This is a genomic window from Chromohalobacter canadensis (genome assembly GCF_034479555.1).
Taxonomy (GTDB): domain Bacteria; phylum Pseudomonadota; class Gammaproteobacteria; order Pseudomonadales; family Halomonadaceae; genus Chromohalobacter; species Chromohalobacter canadensis.
Genome location: NZ_CP140151.1, coordinates 2,880,587 through 2,897,623 on the forward strand (window position 1 = coordinate 2,880,587; position 17,037 = coordinate 2,897,623).

General features: G+C 67.4%; 11 protein-coding genes. 5 read left to right on the forward strand and 6 right to left on the reverse strand.

The genetic code is table 11. The features are described 5' to 3' along the window. The first annotated feature begins 153 nt into the window (after window positions 1–153). Genes recC through SR908_RS13470 form a run of 4 tightly spaced genes read left to right on the forward strand, consistent with a single transcriptional unit; the run spans window position 154 to window position 10,396 of the window. Complete coding sequence (gene recC / locus SR908_RS13455; RefSeq protein ID WP_246920687.1) at window positions 154–3,780, forward strand: exodeoxyribonuclease V subunit gamma; 3,627 nt, start codon at window positions 154–156, stop codon at window positions 3,778–3,780. Continuing rightward, complete coding sequence (gene recB / locus SR908_RS13460) at window positions 3,777–7,541, forward strand: exodeoxyribonuclease V subunit beta (protein WP_246920688.1); 3,765 nt, start codon at window positions 3,777–3,779, stop codon at window positions 7,539–7,541. The genes recC and recB overlap by 4 nt, the downstream gene beginning before the upstream one ends. A gap of 14 nt (window positions 7,542–7,555) precedes the next feature. Beyond that, window positions 7,556–9,523, forward strand: coding sequence for an exodeoxyribonuclease V subunit alpha (gene recD, locus SR908_RS13465; protein ID WP_246920690.1), 1,968 nt, complete (start codon window positions 7,556–7,558; stop codon window positions 9,521–9,523). Window positions 9,524–9,562: 39 nt separating this feature from the next. Next, entirely contained in the window at window positions 9,563–10,396 is an 834-nt protein-coding gene (locus SR908_RS13470) for a creatininase family protein (RefSeq protein ID WP_246920691.1), read from the forward strand. A 16-nt stretch (window positions 10,397–10,412) separates the two neighbouring features. Here the strand turns inward: SR908_RS13470 and SR908_RS13475 are convergent, their stop codons facing one another. Further along, a complete protein-coding gene (locus SR908_RS13475) occupies window positions 10,413–11,549 on the reverse strand; it encodes a GTP cyclohydrolase II (protein WP_246920692.1) in 1,137 nt (378 codons plus the stop codon). 131 nt (window positions 11,550–11,680) lie between these two features. Here SR908_RS13475 and SR908_RS13480 point away from each other — a divergent pair, with 131 nt between their 5' ends. Continuing rightward, window positions 11,681–12,532 (forward strand): RibD family protein, encoded by an 852-nt coding sequence (locus SR908_RS13480; RefSeq protein ID WP_246920693.1) that lies wholly within the window; start codon window positions 11,681–11,683, stop codon window positions 12,530–12,532. Window positions 12,533–12,557: 25 nt separating this feature from the next. Here SR908_RS13480 and SR908_RS13485 read toward each other — a convergent pair whose 3' ends face one another. The 5 genes from SR908_RS13485 to SR908_RS13505 all read right to left on the reverse strand — a co-directional run bounded on the left by SR908_RS13485 (window position 12,558) and on the right by SR908_RS13505 (window position 16,899). After that, a complete protein-coding gene (locus SR908_RS13485) occupies window positions 12,558–13,523 on the reverse strand; it encodes a lysylphosphatidylglycerol synthase transmembrane domain-containing protein (RefSeq protein WP_246920694.1) in 966 nt (321 codons plus the stop codon). Then, on the reverse strand, window positions 13,510–14,376 hold the full coding sequence (locus SR908_RS13490; RefSeq protein WP_246920695.1) for a class I SAM-dependent methyltransferase: 867 nt from the start codon (window positions 14,374–14,376) through the stop codon (window positions 13,510–13,512). Before SR908_RS13490 ends, SR908_RS13485 begins: the two co-directional genes overlap by 14 nt. Next, window positions 14,373–15,422, reverse strand: a complete 1,050-nt coding sequence (locus SR908_RS13495) for a glycosyltransferase family 4 protein (RefSeq protein WP_246920696.1) — start codon at window positions 15,420–15,422, stop codon at window positions 14,373–14,375. Before SR908_RS13495 ends, SR908_RS13490 begins: the two co-directional genes overlap by 4 nt. Continuing rightward, window positions 15,419–15,817, reverse strand: a complete 399-nt coding sequence (locus SR908_RS13500) for a 6-pyruvoyl trahydropterin synthase family protein (protein ID WP_246920698.1) — start codon at window positions 15,815–15,817, stop codon at window positions 15,419–15,421. The genes SR908_RS13495 and SR908_RS13500 overlap by 4 nt, the downstream gene beginning before the upstream one ends. 104 nt (window positions 15,818–15,921) lie before the next feature. Continuing rightward, window positions 15,922–16,899 carry a zinc-dependent alcohol dehydrogenase gene (locus SR908_RS13505; protein WP_097022445.1) on the reverse strand — a complete coding sequence of 326 codons (978 nt, stop codon included), beginning with the start codon at window positions 16,897–16,899 and terminating at the stop codon, window positions 15,922–15,924. Window positions 16,900–17,037 lie beyond the last annotated feature (138 nt).

The following is a 17,037-nucleotide window of genomic DNA, read 5'->3' on the forward strand; positions in this document are numbered from 1 at the left end:
GGGTTTTTTAAAGGTTAACTGATCGGTGGGTCGTGGTGTCTAAAGCACTGTCCGCCGGACGCGCCGGTTTTCTTCCGCCCGCCCCGGACTCGGGGCTGCCCTCGCGATGGTGTAAGATGCCGCTGGACGCCACCTTGATCGCCGGGAGCCTGCATGTTCAGCGTCATACACGCCAATCACCTCGAGGACCTGGGGACGCTCGCGCTTGATGTCGTTCGTCGCCATCGTCAACCGCCGCTGGTGCCGGAAACCTTTCTCGTGCAATCCAACGGCATGGCGCAGTGGTTGCGCTTGACCCTGGCCGAGGCCGACGGCATCGCCGCCTCGGTGGACTTTCCGCTGCCTTCGAGCTTCGTCTGGCGCGCCTATCGTGCGGTACTGGGTGACGATATTCCCGAGCAGTCCCCGTTCGACAAGACACCCCTGGCCTGGCGGCTGATGGAGTTGCTGGAGCGTTGCCTCGATCCCGAGGCGTCTCCCGGTGACCCGACGTGTTACGCGCCGCTGCGCGATTATCTCCAGGGCGAGGCGCTCGAGGCGAGTCCGTTGCCGGGTGCCGCAGAGGAGGCACGCGAACGGCGTCGCTGGCACCTGGCGGTGCGCCTCGCCGATCTCTTCGATCAATACCTGATCTACCGTCCCGAATGGATCGAGGCCTGGGAGAGGGGAGAAAACGCGCCCACGGATCTGCCCGATGATCAACGCTGGCAGCCGGCGCTCTGGCGGGCGCTGATCGAGGACGCCCCGGCCGTCGCGCGCGAGCACCACCGCGCTCGCCTGCATCGGCGCTTTCTCGAGGCCGCCCGGGCCTTGCGCGAGCGGCCTCGCGACGTGCCGCCCCGGCTCTTCGTGTTTGGGATCTCGGCGCTGCCCGCGCAGACGCTGGAAGCCTTGCACGCACTCTCCGGCGTGGTCGATGTGTTCTTGATGATCGCCAACCCCTGCCGTCATTACTGGGGTGACATCGTCTCCGACCGTGACGCCATCAAACGAACCGGACGGCTGTCGTCGCAAGCCCGCCGCGAGCAGGAGAAACGCCACCCCGAGGCGCCGTGGCTGGCCGAGCTCGACGAGGAAACTCTGCACCTGCATGCCAATCCGTTGCTGGCAGGGTGGGGCACGCAGGGACGTGACTTCATCGTGGGTCTGTACGAATTCGAAAGCGACCGTGGGTTCGATCTCGAGACCGACGTCTTCCGCGACATGGCGCCCGAGCAATCGCCGACGCTCCTTCAGCAATTGCAGCAGGACGTGCTCGATCTGGTGCATCCCGGCGAACGCGCCCGCCAGGAAGGTGGCCCACGAATGATCGCCGAGGATGACGATTCGCTGTCCCTGGTCAGCGCTCACTCACCGCTGCGCGAAGTGGAGATCCTGCACGACCGCCTATTGGCGGCCTTCGAGCGTGCCGAGGCGGCGGGCGAGCCGCTGCGTCCCCGCGACATCATTGTCATGGTGCCGGACATCGACCGCTACGCGCCCTGTATCGAGGCGGTCTTCGGCCAGTTGCCGGCGTCGCATCCCCGGCACATCCCCTTCACCATCGCCGACCAGGTGGCCAGCGAGGCACACCCGCTCATGGTCCTGGCGCTGCTGCTGCTCGAGCTACCCGAGCGCCGCCTGACGGTCAGCGAGGTGCTCGATGCCCTGGAAGTGCCCGCCTTCCGCACTGCCTTCGCCATCGACGAGGCCGAGCTCGAGCGGCTCCGCCAATGGCTGGCGGGCAGCGGCGTGCGCTGGGGGCTCAGCGCCGAACATCGTGCTTCTCTGGGGTTCCCGGCGCTGGGCGAGAACAGCTGGCGTTTCGGACTGTCGCGCATGTTGCTGGGCTACGCCGTGGGCGATCCCTCGATCAGCGGGGCACAAGGCGATAGTGAAGACTCACTGGGGCGGGCGCCGTCGGGTGATTTCCAAGGCATCGTGCCGTATGCCGAGGTCGGCGGCCTGGAGGCCGATCTGGCAGGGCGCGTGGCGACGTTGCTGAGCACCCTGGAACAGCAGTGTGCGGCGCTGGGCGAGCGCTTGACGCCGACGACATGGCTGGGCCGTTTGCAGACGCTGTTCGCGGCCTGCCTGCACCCCACCACGGCGGATGAACACGATGTCATGGCGCGTCTCGACGCGGCCCTGGCGCGTTGGGCCCAGCAATGTCGGCATGCCGATTTCGAGGAGCTGGTGGGGCTCGGCGTGGTCCGCGATGCCTTGCGTGCCGAACTGGACGAAGGAGGCCTGGCGCAACGCTTTCTGGCGGGCAAGGTCAATTTCGCCACCTTGATGCCGATGCGGGCCATTCCATTCCGCGAGGTGTACCTGCTGGGCATGAACGACGGCGATTATCCGCGTGTACGTCAGCCCCAGGACTTCGACCTGATGGCCACGCGGCCGCGTCCCGGCGACCGCTCGCGGCGCGACGACGACCGCTATCTGATGCTCGAGGCCATGCTGTCGGCGCGCGCCAAGCTGACGCTTTCCTGGGTGGGGCACGATGTGCGCGATAACACGTCGCGTCCGCCATCGGTGTTGATCGGCGAGTTGCTCGATACCCTCGAGCAGGGCTGGGATGTACCCGCAGACGGCGCCGGCGCTCGCGACACGCGGCTGGCACGCCGCCTGATCGAGACGCATCCGTTGCAGCCCTTCTCGCGTCGCTACTTCGAACGCGACGATCCACGCTTCACCTACGAGGCGAGCTGGGAAGCCTTGTACGCGGCGTCTGACGATACCCCCGCCGCGGCGACGGCGGACGACGAACCGGTGCCGGAGGCGGCCCTGCCCGACGAGCCCTTGTCGCTGGTCGACCTGCAGCGCGTGCTGCGACGACCGTGGACGGTCTATCTGGGACGCCTGGGCATTCATTACGTCGACCCCCACGTTCCCGACGAAGACAACGAACCCTTCGCGCTGGACGGCCTGGAGGATCATGGGCTCAAGCGCGAGTTGCTCGACGGCGCGCGTGGAGGCGTGGCGCTCGCCAGCGTCGCCGAGCGGCTGCGCCTGGCTGGCCGTCTGCCGACGGCGGGCTTCGGCGAGGCCTTGATCGAACCGCGTCTGGCACGTTTGTCGCGCCAGGTGGAGAGTTGGCGTCGCGATGTGGCTGCCTGTACCGCCACGTCGCCGTTCCTCGCTCGCTTTCAGGGAGGCGCGGAGGGACTGACGCTGGAAGCGCGTCTCGACGACGTGTTCGCCGCGCCGGAAGAGGCCGCCGCGCCCTGGTGTCTAATGACGCTGGAGCCCGGGCATTACGGCCACTTGAAGGTCGAGGGCACCGGGCCGCATCGCCACGTTGGCAAGGTGCACCGACTCTACGGCGGGTATCTGCGCTGGCTGCTCGCCAATGCCACGCTGGAGGCGCCCTGCAGTTGGACGGCGGTCTTCGAGGACCGTTGCCTGAGCTTGCCGGGAATGGCCGCCGGCACGGCGCGACAGCAGCTCGCGACCTGGCTGGACGCCTGGGCGCGTGCCTACCGCATGCCCTGGCCGGCGATCGGCGAGATCGCACAAGAGATCTGGAAACGCGCCCCGCGCGAGACCTGCGAGGCCCTGCAGGCTGGGGAGCCACTGGAGAGCGGTCTGCGTGAGGCGCTGATTGCACGTTACGAAACCGATGCCTATGCCGGACCGGCGGCGCTGAGGGCGCGCGACGGCGCTTTGGGGCAGTTGTGGCCCGATTTCGCCGCCTTCGAAGCGGCGGGAGGCGTGGCGGCCTCGCTGACGCTCTATGCGCCATTGCTTGACATGCTGGCGCAGGTAACCCAGCGAGTACATGGAGGACGCGCATGACGACGTTCGATGACGCCCCGGTGGCGCAGCCCCAGCCCCAGCCGCTGGTGCTCGAGCATCTGCCGTTGGCCGGTCACCACCTGATCGAGGCGAGTGCGGGGACCGGCAAGACCTTTACCCTGGCGGCGCTCTACGTGCGTCTGGTGCTCGGTCCGTTGCCGGGCCGCGAGGCGTGTGACTATCCGCGTCCGCTGTTGCCGCCGGAAATCCTCGTGGTGACGTTCACCGAAGCCGCCACCGCCGAATTGCGCGGGCGCATTCGCGCGCGTCTCAAGGATGCTCGCGACTGGTTGCTGGCCACGCCCGGGGCACGCCACGACGACGTGCTCGATGCCTTGCTCGCGCCATTGATCGAGGCCGGGCAGACCGCCGTGGCAAGCGCCGCCAAGCGCCTCGACCAAGCGGCCCGGCTGATGGATGAAGCGGCCATCTTCACCATTCACGGTTTCTGTCAGCGGATGCTGACCCGTCATGCCTTCGATGCCGGCGCGCGCTTCGGTGCCGAGCTGCTGCAAGATGGCTCGACCTTGCTGACGCGGGTGGTGGAGGATTACTGGCGTTGTCATTTCTATCCGCTCGCCGCGCATTGGCAGCGCGAGATTCGCCGCCGTTGGGAAGGCCCGGAAGCGCTCAGCCAGGCATTGCAGCCACTGCTCAAGGACGCACGGCCGCAACCCCTGTGGTGGGACGGCGAGCGTGTCGAGGCGCCCGCGTCGTTGACGGCATTGCTGGGCGACGCCGAGCGCGCGCTGGCGGCACGCCAGGCGCTGGAGGACGCGTTGCGCCAAGCCTGGGATCGCGAGGCCATCGCCAGTTGCCTGAACGATGCCTTCTCGCGCGGCGCGCTCAACAAGAATAGCTACAAGCCGGACGAACTCGATACGCGTCTGGCGGCGTTCGAGCAATGGTTGGCGACCTTCGAGGCCGATGACGGCACGACCGACAGTCAGGGCCGCTTCTGGTTGAGTCAGGCCAAGCTCGAGAAGGGTACCAAGAAAGGCCATGACGTGCCCTCGCACCCGTTCTTCGCCCGGTTGGACGAACTGGCGGAGACTGCGACACCCTTCGATGTCTTGGCGCCTCGATTGCTGGCCCATGCACGCGATACTGTGGCGGCGATGTTCGCCGCCGAGAAGCGTCGCCAGGGATTATGGGAGTTCGGCGACCTGTTGCGTGACCTGGATACCGCGCTTGACCCCGAAACGGCGCCGGAGGCGGCCTGGCGGCTGGCGGGGCGCATTCGCCAGGCCCTGCCGGTGGCGCTGATCGACGAATTCCAGGATACCGACCCGCTGCAGTACCGCATCTTCTCGCGTATTTATCGCGCGCCCCAGGCTGATGCCGACACCACCACATTATTGATGATCGGCGATCCCAAGCAGGCGATTTATGCCTTTCGCGGCGCCGACATCGATACCTATCTGGCGGCGCGCCGCGAGACGCCCAGTCGTTTCACCCTGAAGCGCAACTTCCGCTCCAGCGTGGCCATGGTCGAGGCGGTCAATCGCCTGTTCGCGCGTCATCCCTCGCCGTTTGGCAGTGACGAAATTCCCTTCGTCGAGGTCGCGGCCAAGGGGCAGAAGACGCGTCTTTGCGACGCCGATGGACAGGACGTGGCGGCGCTGGGCGCCTGGTGGCCGGGGGACGAACGCCATACCAAGGCCGACTATCAAGCGAGCATGGCCAGTGCCGCGCGGGCCGAGGTGCAACGGGCGCTCGAGGGTGGCTGGCATTTCGCCGATGACGATGGCACGCAACGCGACGTACGCCCCGCGGATATCGCGATCCTGGTACGCAAGGGGAGCGAAGCGCTGGCCGTGCGCCGCGCGCTGGCCGAGGGCGGCATTCGCAGCGTGTATCTCAGCGAACGCGCCAGTGTCTTCGATACCGCGCTGGCCTTCGAACTTTTACAGCTCTTCGAGGCGGTGGCGCAACCGCGCCAGGACGCACGCCTGAAGGCTGCCTTGGCGACGCGGTTGCTCAACGACACGCCGGCGGCGCTGGAGGCCTTGCTCGCCGACGAACTGGCCTGGGAGCGCGAGGTCGAGCGTTTCGCCGACTATCACCGCCAGTGGCAGCGGCGCGGCGTGCTGCCCATGCTACGCGCGGTGATGCGTGATTTTCGCGTGGCCGAGCGCATGGGGGCGCGCGACGACGGCGAGCGAGCGCTTACCGACCTGCTGCATCTCGGGGAGCTGGCGCAGACGGTGTCGGCGCGTCTCGACGGCGAGCATGCGTTGCTGCGCTGGTGGCATCGTGCGCTCGTCGAAGGCACCCAGCAACTCGATGCCGAGGCGGTCAGCCAGCGCCTGGAAAGCGACGAGGACCTGGTCAAGGTGGTCACCATCCACAAGGCCAAGGGGCTCGAGTACCCCATCGTGCTGTTGCCGTTCGTGTGCGATTACCGCCCGGCGGAGCCGGAGCGAGGCTCCGGGCTGCTCGAATGGCGCGACCCTCAGCATGGCCGCGCGATGGTGCATGGCGCCGATGATGAGCAGTTGGCCGCCGTCGAGCGTGCCCGGCTGGATGAAGACGTGCGGCTTCTCTACGTGGCGTTGACGCGAGCCGCGCACGCCTGCCGCCTGGGGGTGGCCCACCTGGGACGAGGGCGCGGCACCAGTGGCTGCCTGCACGAGACGGCACTGGGTCGACTGCTCGGCTGCCAGGCCGATGACCAGGGTCATGATCTGCACGAACGTCTCACGGCGGCGTTGAGCGTCGAGGCGATCCCCGTGCCGCCTGCGCATCGCTTGCGTGTCCGCCACGCCTTGCCGCCCGTGGCGCCGGCGCGCCGCTTCAGCGGCGGTATTGACGACGATTGGTGGATCGCCTCGTACTCGGCGCTGATCGTCGACGCCCGTCTCGAGCCGGCGGGCGAGGAGGCCTCGATGACGTGGGACGCCTCGGCGACCCTGGATGTTGAGGTCAGCCGCGAGCGCGATCCAGTGCCACGCCCCGCGGCGCGCACACTGCGCGACTTCCCCCGTGGTCCGCGTCCCGGCACCTTCTTGCACGGCTTGCTGGAAGCGGTGGATCTCGACCGCCTGCGCGAGCCGGCCTATCGTGACGAGCTGCAACGTCTGGTCAGCACGCGCTTGCATCTGGGGGGATTCGAGTCCGAATGGGCGCCGCTGCTGCTCGACTGGTTGTGCACGGCATTGCCGACGCCTTTTCCGGGCCATGCAGGGGCCGAGATTCGTCTCGACGGCTTGGCGGCCTGGCGCCCCGAGTTGGAGTTCTGGCTGCCTGCCCATCAGGCGTGGAGCGCGCCGCTCGACGCCTTGGTGTGTGCCTTCGAGCCCTTGCCCGAGCCGCGTCCCCGGCTGGCACCACGCAAGCTCAACGGCATGCTCAAGGGGTTCATCGACCTGGTGTTCGAAGCCGAGGACGGTCGCTGGTACGTCCTCGATTGGAAATCCAACCACCTGGGCGACGCGCCGGCGGATTATCATCCCGAGACGTTGGCCGAGGCGATGGTCGAGCATCGTTATGACCTGCAGTACGTACTGTACGTGCTGGCGTTGCATCGCCTGCTGGTGGCGCGTCTCGACGATTACGATTACGACACCCACATGGGGGGCGCCTGTTACCTGTTTCTGCGCGGCGTGGATGGCACCCCGGGGCAGGGCGTGTTCCAACGCCGTCCCGAGCGCCGCCTGATCGAAGCGCTGGATGCTTGGCTGGATGGCGACACGGGCCCCGTCGAGGCCTTGCGCGACGCTCATGGGATAGCCTCGGCCTCACAGGGAGTGACGTCATGAACGAGGAGCAGTCCATGAGCGGAGAACAACACACGCTGGCGCTGGATGCCTCGCCTGCCATGAGCCGCGAGGCGCTCTTCGAGAGCCTGGCCTGGTGGGAGGCACTGGGCTGGCTGCGTCCTCTGGATGCGCATTTCGCGCGCTTTCTGGCCGAACACGATGCCCACGCGCCGGCCGAAGTATTGCTGGCGGCGGCCCTGGCTAGCCATCAACTGGGGCGCGGACATGTCTGCCTGACCCTGCCACGCGCACTCGCTGCCCCGCGCGACGTGCTGTCGTTGCCCCCCCTGGAAGAGGACGCTCCGCACGAGACGGTACCGTTGCCGGACGACTTCCTGCGCGGGCTGGACAGCGCGACCTGGGCCGCGCGCCTGGCCGAGTCGCCACTGGTGGCATCGTCCGGGCCGGGCACCACGCCCCTGGTGCTCGTTGGCGAACGCCTGTACCTGCGGCGTTACTGGCGCGCCGAGCAGGCCGTGGCCACGCATCTCGGCGCGCGTCTGGGACGCCCGTTGCCGGTGGAAAGCGCGCTTGCCGAGCCGTTGGCGCGGCTGTTCGCGGCCAACGCCGCGTCGGATGACGCGCCGGATTGGCAGAAGGTGGCCTGTACGCTGGCGCTGCGCAACCGGTTGACGATCATCTCCGGCGGCCCCGGAACCGGCAAGACGACGACGGTGACGCGCTTGCTGGCATTGCTCCAGACGCAGGCGCTGGCGGCCTCCCAGGGCGATCGCGCCTTGCGTATCCAACTGGCGGCGCCCACCGGCAAGGCGGCGGCGCGATTGTCCGAGTCCATCGCCGGCGCCATGAGCGGCTTGGATGTCGAGGCCGGCGTGGCGGCAACATTACCGCGCGAGGCGCTGACGCTGCATCGCCTGCTGGGCGCACGTCCCGACACGCGGCAATTTCGTCATCACGCAGGGCATCCGTTGAGCCTCGACCTGCTGGTAGTGGACGAGGCCTCGATGGTCGATCTGGAATTGATGGCGGCGCTGCTCGAGGCCCTGCCCGACGAGGCGCGCCTGATCCTGCTCGGCGACAAGGATCAGCTCGCCTCGGTGGAGGCCGGCTCGGTGTTGGGCGATCTCTGCGCCAATGCGCTGGATCAGGGCTATTCGCCGGCTGCCTGCGAGGTGTTGTCGCAATTGGCGGATACCGAGATGGCGCCCGATCCGGCATGTTCCCCGCTGGCCGATCATGTGGTGATGCTGCGCAAGAGTTTCCGCTTCGACGCGCATAGCGGTATCGGCGCCCTGGCGGCGGCCACCAACGACGGGGATGTTGTGGCCTTCCGCCAGGCTTGGCACGCGGGGTATGCGGACATCCAATGGTTGGCGTCGTCGAACGCCCAGCGTGATGTCGAGCGCGCCGCCTTGGCGGGATATCGCGATTTTTATCGTCGCTTGCGCGACGGGGCATCCCCCGCCGACGTCCTCGCGCGGTTGAACGACTTTCAGGTGCTGTGCGCGCTCAAGCGCGGCCCGTGGGGTGTCGAGGGGCTCAATGCCCGTATCGCGGCGGGTCTATGGCGCGAGGGTTGGATCGAGGATCCGCAGGGCTGGTATGCCGGGCGGCCGGTGATGGTGACGCGCAATGACCCGCAACTGGGGCTCTACAATGGCGATATCGGCATCGCCTTGCCGGATGCCGAGGCGGGGCAGCGCCTGCGTGTGTTCTTCGCGACTGCCGGTGGCGTTCGGGCCGTGCTGCCATCGCGGCTCGACGCCTGCGAGACGGTATTCGCGATGACGGTGCACAAGTCGCAAGGCTCCGAGTTCACACATGTGATGTTCGTGCTGCCTGAACGCGCCAATCCGATTCTTACCCGCGAGTTGGTGTATACCGGCATTACCCGGGCCAGGCAGCGTTTGACGCTGGCCGGAGGCGGCGCGAGCGTCGTCGAGAGTGCTCTGACGCGGCGCGTGGTGCGCGACAGCGGGTTCGCCGAGTGGGTGGCGGCCTTGGCTTGGCCGAGGGATTGAGGGCCGTGATTCGACCGTTCCGATCGAGAGGATTTAGACATGGACGCATCAACATCTGGCGGCAGCGCGCCCGGCGGCACCGACTGGGCGTCACTGAGTAGTCCCGAGCTGGCCGCGCGGGTGACGCCGCAAAGCGTCGCGCTATTGCCGCTGGGCGCTATCGAGCAGCATGGTGCGCATCTGCCGCTGTCGACCGATGTGGATATCGCCGACGGCCTGGTGGCGGCGGCTCGAGCCCGCATGACGCGCGATATCGAGTTTTTGGTGTTGCCGACGGTGACGGTGGGGTCGAGCCTCGAGCATGGCGATTTCGCGGGCACCCTGAGCCTGACGCCGGAGACAGCCATCGCGCATCTGGTGGAGGTCGGCGCCAGCGTGGCACGTGCCGGCATTCGTCGCCTGGTGCTGTTCAACAGCCATGGCGGCAACAAGGCAGTGGTCGATCTTGCGGCGCTCACGTTGCGCGAGCGTCATGGATTGCTGGTGGTCAAGGCGAATTACTTTCGCTTCGCCCCGCCCGACGACGCGTTGCCTGCCGAAGAGCTTCGCCATGGTTTGCATGGCGGGGCACTGGAAACCGCCATGATGATGCACCTGGCACCGCACAAGGTGCGCCACGCGCATCTCGGCGAGGCGGTATCGCTGGGCGCACGGCAGGAGCAAGGCGGGCATGGGTTGTTGCCCGAAGGCGATGCCGGTTTCGCGTGGCTGGCGCAGGACCTGCATCCCAGCGGCGTGGTGGGCGATGCGCGACTGGCCACGCCGGCGCTCGGGGAGCGTCTGGTAACGCATTTCGCCGCGCGCCTGGCCGCCGTCGTCGAGGCGGCGGCGTGTTTCGATCTGACCCAGCTCGGCTCGCGATCTCGCGAATGAGCGTGTCGCCCCGACGTTACTTGAGCGAGCTGGTATCGCGTCGCGTGGCGTGTTCGTCGTCACGCTCCAGCACATCGTCCAGCCAGTGCCCGGCACGTTCGGCCTTGGCACTCAGGTAGCGTCGGTTGTGTTCGTTGAGCTTGCCATAGCAGGCCTGGCGGCCGACCACCTCGACGCCGCCTCGGCTCATGGCGTCGATCTTGCCGGGGTTGTTGGTCAAGAGCTCGATGCGCGTGACGGAGAGTGCCTCGAGCATTTGCAGCGCCACATGATAACGGCGCTCATCGTCGCCGAAGCCAAGCACCTGGTCGGCGTCGACGGTATCCAGGCCGTCGTCCTGTAGGTGGTAGGCCCGCAGCTTGTTGGCCAGGCCGATGCCGCGCCCCTCCTGGGCGAGGTACAGCAGGATGCCGCCGCCGCGCTCGGCGATGGCGGCCACGCTGCCGCGCAATTGCTCGCCGCAGTCGCAGCGCAGGCTGCCGAACAGGTCGCCGGTGAGGCAAGCCGAGTGCAGGCGCGTCGGTACGGCGTCCGCCCACTGGGCTGGATCGTCGACCAGTACCGCTAGGTGCTCGCGCAGGCCGTCGCTTTCGCGGAACAGCACGAATCGCGTGCGCTCGGCCTCGGCCAGTGGGATCTCCGCCTCGCTGATGCGCTTGAGCGAGGTCATGTCGCCTTCGTCGTAGCGTTGTACGTCCTCGAGCGCCACGACCAGCAAGGTGCCATCGGCGATGAGGGCTTCTACCGCCGCGCGGCGTGACGGGGCCACCGTGGCGCTCAAGGCGGCGGGCACCAGCAGTCCACGCCGCATCAGGCCCAGTGCCGCCGTCTCCGCCGGTGTGGCGGGCTGCGACGCCTCGGGTGTGTCGGCCTCGGCTGCCATGGCCCAGGCGACGACATCACCGGCACGGTGGTCCGCGCTGAGTGGCAGATGCACGGCGTGGGACGCTTCGGGCATCGGTGTACCAAGGCAGGCGAGCCGATGCTCGGTGATCACCAACCCCGGGGTGTGGCCGGTCAGCGTGGCGAGCGATGTCAGGGTATTGTCGTCGATGCCTTCCAGTGGCTGAATCACGACGTCGTCTTGCGGGGTGCGCAGCACGACCGGCAAGCCGCGGCGCACGTCGAAGATCGCACGTTCTACCTGTCTCATGAGCCTCTCCTTGGTTTTTTCGCGTCGTAATGCTTCGATGACGTCTGGTCCGCTTGCGGCGTCCTGTCTCGCGATGTGGCGAGACGGCAGGCGGGATGGCGTTTTCGCCGGCACACGGCACGGGAGACCGTATGAGCCCTTCGACACTCGATGCAGCGCTGGCCTGGCAATGGATTCGCCAAGTACGCGAACAGGACTGGCACACGCAGGCCACGCTGACGTTGCATTCGCAGGCGTGTGCCCTGCGGGTCCAACGGGGCGGAGCTTGGCAGGCCGAGGGCGACGTAACGGTGGAGGCCTCGGCGTTGCTCGACATCTTGTTGCCATGCTGTGCGACGCCGGACGGCTTCGTCATCGGCCAGCTTGGGCAGAGTCTCGATGGGCGTATCGCCACGGTCAGCGGTGCATCGCATTACGTCACCGGCGAGGCGAGTCGCGTGCATCTGCATCGATTGCGCGCGCTGGTAGATGCCGTGGTGATCGGCGCGGGCACGGCGTGTGCCGACGATCCACGGCTCAGCGTGCGGCATATCCCGGGGTACAACCCGGTTCGCGTGATTCTCGACCCCAATGGGCGCGTTCCCGCCACCCAGGGCGTGTTCCAGAACGCCGAGGCGCCGACCCTGCACATCACGCGGCATCCATTGCCCCGCGAGGCGTTGGGGTCGCATGTCGATACCTGCGTCGTCGAGGATGACGCCGAACTGACACCGGCCGCCTTGCGCAGCACCCTGTTGGCGCGTGGCTTGCGGCGTGTGCTCGTCGAAGGCGGTGGCCAGACCGTGTCGCGCTTCTTGGCCGACGGCGAACTCGATCGTCTGCATGTCGTGGTGGCACCCCTGTTGATCGGCTCGGGGCGGCCGGCGGTGAGCCTTGCCGAGATCGAGACGCTCGATACCGCGCTGCGCCCACCGTGCCGCACGTTCGCGATGGGGGACGATACCTTGTTCGACCTGGCGCTGCGTTCCGTCGACGCGGCGTGATATGCCATCGCGCATGGCTTCCTCCTCAGCTCTCGCTCGGTAACGGGTCGCTTTGCGTTGGGGCGTGCCGGTCGCGACGCGGCGGACGCCGTCGGCACAACAGCCACGCCCCCGGTAAGCTCGAGACCAGTACGATCGCGCCATACACCAGCGAGATAGCCACGCCTTGCGCGGGGTCCAGGCCTGCGCCCATCCACACCAGTGCCGCGGCGCCCTCGCGTAGCCCCCACCCGGCGACGGAAAGCGGAATCGCCATGACCATCAGCACCGGTGGGATCAAGGGCAACAGGGTGCCCAGGGCGAGATCCGCGCCGATGGCTCGGGCGGCAATGGCGTAAATCGCGATGTAGCTCGCCACCACGCCGAGCGAGCCCAGGGATTGCCAGAGCCAGACGCTCGAGGCCACCAGGGCGACCTCAAGATCATGCAGCGTATGACGCAGCCAGGCGGGCGGGCGTCGGCAGATCCAGAGTGCCAGCGTGGCGAGCCCCGCAGCCCCCACCGCGAGTCCGGCCCACGAGGAATCGCCCAGCCGAGAGAGGACCTCGGTCAGGCTGTCGCGCAGCGACGGTGCGGCGGCCAGGCCCGCCAGTGCGATGAGCAGCAGCATGACTTGACCGGACAATCTTTCGATGACCACGGCACGCCAGGCGCGCGCGCGGTCGAGACTCGATTGGGCGTGTCGCCAGGCACGCGTGGCATCGCCCATGACGCCACCGGGAAGGACTTGATTGAGGAAGGTGGCCGCGTAGTATTCCGCGACCGCGCGACGCAGCGAGAGCGTCAAGCCCATGCGCCGGGCCGTCAGGCGCCAGCGCCAGGCGGAAAGCACGACCTGGGGAATGCTGATCAGCAGCGCCAGCCACAGCCAGCCCGGCGCGGGGGCGACGAAGGCGTCGCGCAGTGCCTGGGCATCCAGTCGCCAGGCGAGCAGGCCGATCAAGGCACCGCTGACGCCCAGGCGCAGTAGCAGGGCGTTAGCGCGGGCCATGGTCCGGCTCCGGTGCGGCGAACACGTCGCGGTGACCCACGTACAGGTCGACTCGTCTCTGATCCAGCGCCTCGCGGCGACGTTGCCACCAGCGGTCGATACGCGCGCGAGCTTCCGGGGCTTGTTCGCGTGCGGCGTCGGCCCAGCCGTCGAGCAAGCTCAGGGCCAGGGGGCGTTGGGCAGGGCCCAGTCGCCACGGGCTTGGGGCGTCGACGAGCCGAAACTCCCGGTCGCTGAAGGCGGTGGAGAGCGCCTGGGGCGCGGCCGTTCCCAGGGCGGGGCCGAAGCCCTTGTCGCGGTGCTGATGCGCGGCCAGTGTGGCGAACAACCAGGCGTCGTCGCGATCGGTGGCATCGGCGCCGTCGACGCAAAAGCGCGTGTCGCCATCCACGCTCAGGGTGATCAGGGCCGCGCAGCGATGCTGCGCGCAGGCCGCCGCCAGGGCCTCGACCCAGGCGGCGCTGACCAGATCGCACAGCGCCGAGGCGGTGACCAGGTCGACGTCTGTCAGCCAGTCGGTCGTGAAGGCATTCAGGTCGTGTTGCTGGGTGGTCAGGCGAATCGGGGTGCCGTCCATGTCGCAAAGCGGTTGGCAGCGTCCCACGGCATGCCCCAGCAGGCCGGCGTCATGATCGACGAGCCGCCATGCCTGGGGTCCGGGAAGACGCGGTGCGAGATAGCGCAGGTTGGCGCCGCTGCCGCTGCCCAGGTCGACGAGTCGTGCCTCGCGTGCTTGGCAGCGCGTGGCGAGCCAGGTGCCGGCGGCTTGCGTCGGCGACGTGGCACGCGCTTCTTGATCGGCATGTTCGCGGCGCGCAAGCCAGCTGTCGCTGAAGGTGGCAGCCGTGTTCATGTCGTGCCTCTCTCAAGCGCGGCGGCGAAGGCGTCACCCACCTGGGACCAGTCGCGCAGCGCGGCGCGCTGGCGTCCGGCACCTTCCCGCCAGTGTCGGCGGCGTGCCGGATCGGTAAGCATGTCGCGCAGGGCACGTGCCAGGGCCTCGGCATCGCCGGGCGGCACCTTGATGCCGGCGTCGTCGGGCAGGGTGTGCGCCAGTGCGCCGCCGGTGGTGGTGATCACGGGCAGGGCATGCGCCAGGGCCTCGCTGACGACCATGCCGTAGCCTTCGTAATGCGAGGGCAGCACGAAGATGTCGCTGCCGTGGTAGGCCGCGCCGAGCGCCTCGGCGGGACGTTCGCCAAGCAGGTTGAAACGTGTCTCCAGGCCATGAGCGGCGATGCGCGCCTTGACGTGCTCGACATGCGCCGGTGCTCGGTCCAGGCCGCCGATGCAATCGCATACCCAGGGCAGGTCGGTGAGGGTGGCCAGGGCCTCGACGAGAAGGTCATGCCCCTTACGCGGGGTGACCGTGGCCACGCACAGCAGACGCGGTACGTCGCCATTGCCACGCGCTACCGGGGCACGTTCCACACCGGGTTCGACCACATGCAGGCGCTCGGCCGTCACGCCGAAATTGGCGAGGCGGCGCGCTGTGAACGCACTGGTGACGATGACATCGCGCACGGCCGATAGCGCACGGGTTTCGCTGATCGTGAAGCGCTCGCGTTCGGCATCGCCGAGTCCGGTCTCGTCGGCGAGTGGATGATGCACCAAGGCGGTGATCGTCAGGCGGCCGGCGTGCGCGTCGACGACCTCCGGCAAGCCGCCCATCGCCAAGCCATCGATGACGACACGAGTCCCATTGGGCAGGGCCGCCAGGGTGTCGTTCAGGGCTTGGCGGGCAATGCCGTCGGGCTCGGGGAAGCGTCCATCGAGGCCGATGACCTGCACCTGCCAGCCACGTTGGCGCAGGGCCGCAACGATACGCGCATCGTAGACGTAGCCACCGGTCAACTGAGCGGGGTCGCCGGCCACGATCAATGTCAGCGCCTCGCTCATAGCGCCCCCTCGTAGCTGGCCCAGGCGATATGCGATTCATGCAGCGTGACGCCGAGTCCCGTCAGCCCATGGCCCGTCTCGCCGAGTTCGCCGTTGCGAATGGCGTGCGCGAGGCGTTCGAAGATCACCTTGGCCATGAATTCGGTGGTCGTGTTGCGGCCTTGAAACTCGGGCACTTCGTCGAGGTTGTTGAAGTTGAGCTCGCCGAGGACATGCGACAGCGTCTGGCTGGCCAGACCGATGTCGACGATCAAATCGTCACGGTCGAGCTCCGGACGCTTGAACGCGACATCTACCACATAGGTGGCGCCATGGAGGCGCTGCGCGGGGCCGAAGATCTCGCCGTTGAAACTGTGCGCGATCATGAAGTGATCTCTGACGGTCAAGCTGAACATCCGTGTGTCTCCTTGTGCCTTTGCGTTCGTGATGTGGGGCGCGTTGGCGACGTGTCGCGCTTTTCATGCCGAACAAGCGCATGTTTCGGGGCGGCGCATGCGCTTCAGGGATAACGTATGCGATGGCAGAGCCCCGGACGATGCGCGGTGCTGAGTCGTGCCAGTGTTGCGGGCAGGTCCGCGAAGTCGCTTTCCCCGTCGATGAGTGCATCGAGGCGCGCGTCACGCAGTAGCGTCAAGGCTAATTGCAGACGTTGCGAGTGGCTGCGCCGGGCACGCCGTGAGGGCGACACGCCGCCGACCTGGCTGGCACGCAGCGTCAAGCGTTGGGAGTGGAAGGCCTCGCCGAGTGGCAGCGTGACTTCGTCTTGCCCAAACCAGCTCAGTTCGATGATCTCCGCCTCGTACCCCGCCAGGGGGAGTGCGCTGCGCAGGCCGGCTGGGTTGCCGCTGGCATGAATGATCAGGTCCTGGGCGCCTTCGGCGTCGTGGGGATGTCGAAACGCCACGCCCAGCGCGGCGGCCAGTTCCGCCTTGTCGGCATCGATATCCAGCAGTTGTACGCGCACGCCGGCGATCTGCCGACACAACCAGGCAACCAGACCGCCCACCACGCCGGCGCCGATCACGGTGATACGGTCGCCGATGCGTGGCGCGGCGTCCCACAGGGCGTTGATGGCGGTTTCCATGTTGGCACCGAGGATCGCCCTCGCGGCCGGCAGATCCTCGGGGAGGGGTACGATGGCCTCAATGGGAACAATGTAGCGTGTCTGGTGAGGATAGAGACAGAAGACCTCGCGGCCGCACCAAGCCTCCGGTCCCTCCTCGACCACCCCGACATTGGCATAGCCGTACTTGACCGGGCCGGGGAAGTCGCCTTCCTGGAAGGGGGCGCGCATGCGGGAGTATTCGCTCTCAGGAATCTTGCCTTGAAACACCAGGCTTTCGGTGCCGCGACTGACGGCGCTGTAGCGTGTTCTGATCAACAGCTCATGCGCCTGGCGGTTGGGCAAGGCGTGCTGTCTGACCTCGCCGTGCCTCGGTGACAGCGTCCAAAAGGCGTCGGCATTCGCTGCGTGCATAGGCAACCTCCTTGATTGTCTTGAGTATCGTCCATGAAACCCTGTCATGTACAGCTATTGTACATATAGATTTTTATGTACCATTTTTATAATTGTCATATTCCGTCAGCGTAGTGAAGATAGCGCTCGCTGGCGGGT

Coding starts and splice junctions, on each gene's coding strand:
- recC (WP_246920687.1), top strand. CDS start 154: ATGTTCAGCGTCATACACGCCAATCACCTCGAGGACCTGGGGACGCTC.
- recB (WP_246920688.1), top strand. CDS start 3,777: ATGACGACGTTCGATGACGCCCCGGTGGCGCAGCCCCAGCCCCAGCCG.
- recD (WP_246920690.1), top strand. CDS start 7,556: ATGAGCGGAGAACAACACACGCTGGCGCTGGATGCCTCGCCTGCCATG.
- SR908_RS13470 (WP_246920691.1), top strand. CDS start 9,563: ATGGACGCATCAACATCTGGCGGCAGCGCGCCCGGCGGCACCGACTGG.
- SR908_RS13475 (WP_246920692.1), bottom strand. CDS start 11,549: ATGAGACAGGTAGAACGTGCGATCTTCGACGTGCGCCGCGGCTTGCCG.
- SR908_RS13480 (WP_246920693.1), top strand. CDS start 11,681: ATGAGCCCTTCGACACTCGATGCAGCGCTGGCCTGGCAATGGATTCGC.
- SR908_RS13485 (WP_246920694.1), bottom strand. CDS start 13,523: ATGGCCCGCGCTAACGCCCTGCTACTGCGCCTGGGCGTCAGCGGTGCC.
- SR908_RS13490 (WP_246920695.1), bottom strand. CDS start 14,376: ATGAACACGGCTGCCACCTTCAGCGACAGCTGGCTTGCGCGCCGCGAA.
- SR908_RS13495 (WP_246920696.1), bottom strand. CDS start 15,422: ATGAGCGAGGCGCTGACATTGATCGTGGCCGGCGACCCCGCTCAGTTG.
- SR908_RS13500 (WP_246920698.1), bottom strand. CDS start 15,817: ATGTTCAGCTTGACCGTCAGAGATCACTTCATGATCGCGCACAGTTTC.
- SR908_RS13505 (WP_097022445.1), bottom strand. CDS start 16,899: ATGCACGCAGCGAATGCCGACGCCTTTTGGACGCTGTCACCGAGGCAC.